The sequence below is a fragment of the Microbulbifer sp. genome (assembly GCF_051659245.1).
In the GTDB taxonomy this organism is placed as follows: Bacteria; Pseudomonadota; Gammaproteobacteria; order Pseudomonadales; family Cellvibrionaceae; genus Microbulbifer.
Genome location: NZ_JBOFOC010000170.1, coordinates 1 through 5960 on the forward strand (window position 1 = coordinate 1; position 5960 = coordinate 5960).

A 5960-nucleotide genomic window follows, 5' to 3' on the forward strand; every position below is an offset into this window, starting at 1 on the left:
GCTAAATTCGATAGCCGCGTTGCCGCCCCAAAACGGGCCAGGCAAGGCGCGAGGAGTGTGGTTTAGCATGCTAAATGAACGACGAGCAACGCCGCATGGCCTGTTTGGGACGGCCTGTAAGGACGCAACCCGGAGGGACGGGGCCGTTTTCCCGCAATCCTGCGTTGCAGTTCGCTTATGTGGAGTGACCACACGGCGCTCACTGCGCCTTGTCTTGCGGAAAAACGGCCTCCGTCGCGGCCATCGAATTTAGCGTTAACAGGCCCCAACTTGGTAGTACCGGAATCAATTGTTTACGGGCTGGTCCTGCTGTCGGCCCTGGCCCACGCCGTATGGAACGCGGTGGTCAAACACAGCGCAGAGGGGTTCCTGCAACTGGCGATGATTCGCAGCGTCGGCCTGCTGCTCGGCGCGCTTCTCGCGACCCAGTTGCCACTGCCGGGACCCGAGGCCCTGGGGCTGCTGCTCGGCGGCGCCGCCTTTCAGTACCTGTACTTTTTCCTGCTCACCCGCTCCTATCGCGCACTGGACTACAGCACCGCCTACCCGGTGGCCCGCGGTGTCACACCGCTGCTGGTGGCCACAGCCGCGCTGCTGTTTCTCGACGAATCCCTGCGCCCGCTGCAGCTTACCGGCGTGCTGCTGGTGACCAGTGGGATCTTTGCGCTGATCATGAAGGAACTGCGCGTGTCCCGCTCCGGTATCCTGCTGTCCCTGGGCACCGGGGTGGCGATCACCGGCTACACGACCTTCGGCGCCGCCGGCGTGCGCGCGGTGGACAATCCCCTGAGCTTTGTCGCCTGGCTGGAGATCTTTTCCGGCCTGGGAATCCTGCTTGCGGTGCTGGTCACCCAGCCGTCGCGCGGCTTCGCCTTCGCCCGCGCTAACCTGGTGCGCGGCTCCGCTTCCGGCCTGCTTGCCACCGGCGGCTTCGCCGTGGCACTGTGGGCCACTTCGGTGATGCCGGTGGCCGCGGTGGCGGCCACCCGCGAGAGCAGCATACTGTTCGCCTCGCTTATCTCGGTGTTCGTGCTCAACGAGCGCTTTTCCCTGCGACGGTTGATTGCAGCGCTGATCATCTTCACCGGCATCAGCGCGCTGGCACTGGCCTGAACCCTTATTCACCGACCATACTTGCACCTACCATATTTGGAAACTGTGGGTAGGGTGCGCCGAGCGCACCGCTAACGGGTCGACGGTGCGCACGACGCAGCCCACAGGGAACGGAAGAAAACAGATGAGCGAACTGCGCAGAAAGTGGATTACCGCGCCACTACTGAAACTGATAAAGAAGGTTCTGCCGCCAATCTCGGAAACCGAGCGGGAGGCGATGGAAGCCGGCGAGGTGTGGTGGGACGCGCAGTTGCTCTCCGGCAAACCGGATTGGGACCAGTTGCTGAGCATGGGGCCGCCGCAGCTCAGCGAAGAGGAACGGGCGTTTCTCGACGGGCCGGTGGAAGAACTGTGCCGGATGGTGGACGACTGGAAGATCAGCTTCGAAGACCGGGAAATTTCCCCGGAGACCTGGGAGTTTCTCAAGAAAGAGCGCTTCTTCGGCATCATTATTCCCAAGGAATACGGCGGCCTGGGTTTCTCGCCCACAGCCCACGGGGAAATAGTCACCAAAATTTCCACCCGCAGTATCTGCGTCGGCGTCACCGTGATGGTGCCCAACTCACTCGGCCCCGGCGAACTGCTGATGGCCCACGGTACCGACGAGCAGAAGCAGTACTATCTGCCGCGCCTGGCGGACGGGCGCGAAATCCCCTGTTTTGGCCTCACCAGCCCCGAGGCCGGCTCCGACGCGGCCGCCATGGTGGACAGGGGAGTGGTCTGCTACGGCGACTACAAGGGCGAGAAAACCCTGGGTATGCGCGTCAACTGGCACAAGCGCTATATCACCCTGGCGCCCGTGGCCACGGTCCTGGGCCTGGCATTCAAGCTCTACGACCCGGACCATCTCCTCGGCGACAAGGAGGCGCTGGGTATCACCGTGGCCCTGGTGCCCACGGACACCGAAGGCGTGACTATCGGCCAGCGCCACCTGCCGGCCATGCAGTCGTTCCAGAATGGCCCAAACTGGGGTGTGGACGTGTTCATTCCCATGGAGTGGGTTATCGGCGGCCGGGAGAACGTGGGCCGCGGCTGGCATATGCTGATGAGCGCACTGGCCGCCGGCCGTGGCATCTCCCTGCCGTCTCTGTCCACCGGCGGGGCGAAAATGGCCGCGCGCACCACCGGCGCCTACGCGCGTATCCGCGAGCAGTTCGGAATTCCCATCGGCAAGTTCGAGGGGGTGCAGCGTCGCCTGGCGGAAATCGCCAGTGTCGCCTATGTGCTCGACAGTGCCCACAAAACCACCACCCGGGCCCTGGACGCCGGACACAAACCGGCGGTGATCACCGCGATCATGAAGGCCCACGCCACCCACGGCCTGCGCCAGGCGATCAACGATGCTATGGATATCCACGCCGGCAAGGGCATCATGGACGGCCCCCTCAACTACCTGGGCAATGTCTACCGCGCGGTGCCGGTGGCCATCACCGTGGAGGGCGCGAATATCCTCACTCGCAGCCTGATGATCTTCGGCCAGGGCGCCATCCGCTGCCACCCCTACCTGTTAGAGGAGATGCTGGCGGCGGAGAATCCCGATACAAAAGAGGGGCTGGAGGCACTGGACAAGCTGCTGCCCAAGCACATGCTGTTCCAGGTCAAGACCTTCATCCGCGGCGTTTTCCACGGCTGGACCGGCGGCCTTTTCGCCAACAGCCCCAGGGGCGTGGGTGACGCGGCGAAGTACTATCGGCAGATGGACCGCTACTCCGCGGTTCTCACTCTGGTCACGGAAATATCCCTGTTGTCCCTGGGGGGCGAACTCAAGCGCAAGGAACAGATCTCCGGGCGCCTGGGCGACGTGCTGAGCCAGCTGTACCTACTCAGCTGCACCCTAAAGCGTTTCAAAGACGACGGCAGCCCGAGAGAGGACCGGCCACTGCTGGAGTTCGCCATGCGCGCCGGGCTGCACAATATCGAGGTGAGCCTGCTGGAGGTGTTCCAGAACTTCCCGAACCGTTTTCTGGGCCAGCTGATGCACTTCCTCGCAATGCCCTGGGGGCACAGCATACACACCGCTTCCGATCGCCAGTCCCACGCCTGTGCCGAATTGCTGATGGAGCCCTCGGAAACCCGCGACCGCCTTACCAGGGGCGTGTTCCTAGGCAATCCCGGCGATGGTGTCGACCTGGTGGAGCAGGCTTTCGACAAAGTCTGCGCCACCGAGAGTCTGCGGGACAAACTGAAGAAGGGCGGGATTCGCGCCTTCAATCGCGAGGCCATCGACGAGGGGCTGGAGCGCGGGTTGATCAGCGGTGAGGAGGCGGCGGAGCTGCGGGAGGCGGCCGAGGCGGTGAATATGGCCATACAGGTGGATCACTTTGATCACCTGGGCTCCGGGAACGCCGAGCCGCAGTCCGGCACGCGGGCCGCAGGCCCGTTGTAGGAGCGGCCCATGGCCGCGATCAATGTCGGCTACGCAATTAGATCGATCGCGACCATGGGCCGCTCCTACAGGTAATATCCAATTGCAGATATTCCAAAGATGAACGCAACTTCTGGCGAAAAACCCCAACGCTTCCACTGCCCGGAAGCCTGCGTCGACGCACTGCTGGAAAAAACCGGCAAGCGCATCGTGCTGGGCCTGCCCCTGGGCGTCGGCAAGGCAAACCACTTTGCCAACGCTCTCTACGCCCGCGCCGCCAGCGACCCCTCAATTTCCCTCACCATCTTCACCGCCCTCACCCTGGAGCGCCCGGTGGGCCACGGGGAAATCCAACGGCGTTTTATACAGCCGCTGCTGGACCGCCTCTACAATCACTATCAGGACCTGGGCTATACACCGGCGCGACACAAGGGGCTGCTGCCGGACAATATCGAGGTGTGCGAATTCTTCCTCCACCCGGGCAGCTACCTGGGCAACCCCTCCGTGCAGCAGGATTATGTCAGCAGCAACTATACCCACGTGCCGAGGGACCTGCTCGACAGAGGGGTCAACGTCATTGCCCAGATGGTGGCACCGGGTCCCGACGGCGGGGACTTCAGCCTGAGCTGCAATACGGACCTCACCCTGCCGGTACTGGAAATGGCCCTCGCGCGAAACCACCCGGTGGTATTTATCGGCGAGGTCAATCCGCAACTGCCGTTTATGGGCGGCGACGCCCGGGTGGGCGCCGGCGATTTCGACTTTCTGCTCGAGGGTCCCGACTTCGATACGCCGCTGTTTGCCGCGCCCACTCTGCCGGTGGACTTGACCAACTACAGCCTCGCTTTCCATATCGCCAGCCTGGTCGCCGACGGGGGTACCCTGCAAATTGGCATCGGCGCATTGGGGGACGCCATCTGCCGCGCCTTACGCCTGCGCCAGAGCCACAACGATTTCTATCGCGAGCTGATACGCGATCTCACCAGTGACGATTCACTGCAACTGCGGGAAAAGCTGCCTCCCCAACTGGAAACCTTCACCCGCGGTCTCTACGGCGCCAGCGAAATGGTGCCAGAGGGTTTCCTGCATCTGCGCCGTGCGGGCATTCTCACCCGCGAGGTCTACCCGGACGCAGCCCTGCAGAAATTGCTCGATTCCGGGGAAATATCGCCCACCGTGGATGAGCAGACCCTGCTGGTCCTCAGGGAATCCGGCCGCATCAGCTGCCCGCTCACGAAAGCCGATACCGATTTCCTGCAGCACCTGGGCATCGTGGATGCCAGCTACAGCTGGCGCGGGCATAAATTCCTCAACGATCGGGGGGAAGAGGAGGAGTGCGATCTGCACAGTGTCCACGGCCGGGAAAGATTGCTGGGCGACCGCAAGGGCAAAAAGCTGAAAGGCGGCGTGTGGTTGCACGGCGGTTTCTACCTGGGCTCCTCGGCCATGTATCGAGAACTGCGCGAAATGCCGGAGGGCGAAAAAGCCGGCATCAACATGACCGCCATCGACTTTATCAACAGCCTGGAAAAAGACCGCGAACTGAAAACGGCCCAGCGCCCCATGGCCCGCTTCGTCAACAGCGCAATGATGGTGACCCTGAACGGCTCGGTGATTTCCGATGGCTTGGCCGAGTGCCAGGTAGTGAGTGGGGTGGGGGGGCAATACAATTTCGTCGCCCAGGCCCACGAACTGCCCGGCGGCCACTCGGTGATCGCCCTGGCCAGCACCCGCACCAGCAAGGGCGAGGTGCGCAGCAATATCATCTGGGAATATCCCCACTGCACCATCCCCCGCCACCTGCGCGATATCGTGGTCACCGAATACGGCATCGCCGACCTGCGCGGCAAAACCGATCGGGACGTGATCACAGCGATGCTGTGTATCGCCGACTCCCGCTTCCAGGGCGAACTCCTGGAAAAAGCCAAGATCGCCGGCAAGGTGGAGCGGGACTACACCATCCCGCTGGAATTTACCGCCAATACCCCGGAGAAGATCCAGGCGGTGTTCAATGATCCCAAACGCCTGGCGCTACTGCCTTATTTTCCCTCGGGTACGGACTTTACCGAAGAGGAGGCGATGCTGGCGGTGGCCCTCGGGCAACTGAAGATCCACAGCAGAAAATGGTGGGAAATGCTATCGCTGGTTCTCGCAGGGCGGACCGCCTGGAAAGACGACTCTGAGGAAAACATGTGGCTGCACCGCTGCCTGAAACGCATGGAATTCGAGCAGACCGACAGCTATGAGCACAGGCTGGAGGGCTATACCGTGGCCGGGGCGCTGCGGAGGTTTATTGATTTTCGGCGGCCGCTGCGCGGGGACTGAGGGCTCGTCCCTGTCACGAATGGCACTGACTTAAGCGCAAATGGCCTTATTTGTAGGGTGGATAAGCGAAGCGCATCCACCAGTTACAAGGCCTGGGGCGGCGGATGCGCTTCGCTTATCCGCCCTACGGGAGCCGGAAACCGCTTAAGTCAGTGCC

General features: G+C 62.6%; 3 protein-coding genes. All 3 read left to right on the top strand.

Features of this window, described 5'->3' with window-relative positions:
• Positions 1 to 270 precede the first annotated feature (270 nt).
• The 3 genes from ACRC0P_RS16390 to ACRC0P_RS16400 all read left to right on the top strand — a co-directional run bounded on the left by ACRC0P_RS16390 (position 271) and on the right by ACRC0P_RS16400 (position 5803).
• The gene (locus ACRC0P_RS16390) at positions 271 to 1113 is read left to right on the top strand and encodes an EamA family transporter (RefSeq protein WP_438632376.1); all 843 of its coding nucleotides are present in this window, start codon (positions 271 to 273) and stop codon (positions 1111 to 1113) included.
• 124 nt (positions 1114 to 1237) lie between these two features.
• A complete protein-coding gene (locus ACRC0P_RS16395) occupies positions 1238 to 3499 on the top strand; it encodes an acyl-CoA dehydrogenase (RefSeq protein ID WP_438632377.1) in 2262 nt (753 codons plus the stop codon).
• 99 nt (positions 3500 to 3598) lie between these two features.
• The gene (locus ACRC0P_RS16400; protein WP_438632378.1) at positions 3599 to 5803 is read left to right on the top strand and encodes an acetyl-CoA hydrolase/transferase C-terminal domain-containing protein; all 2205 of its coding nucleotides are present in this window, start codon (positions 3599 to 3601) and stop codon (positions 5801 to 5803) included.
• Positions 5804 to 5960 lie beyond the last annotated feature (157 nt).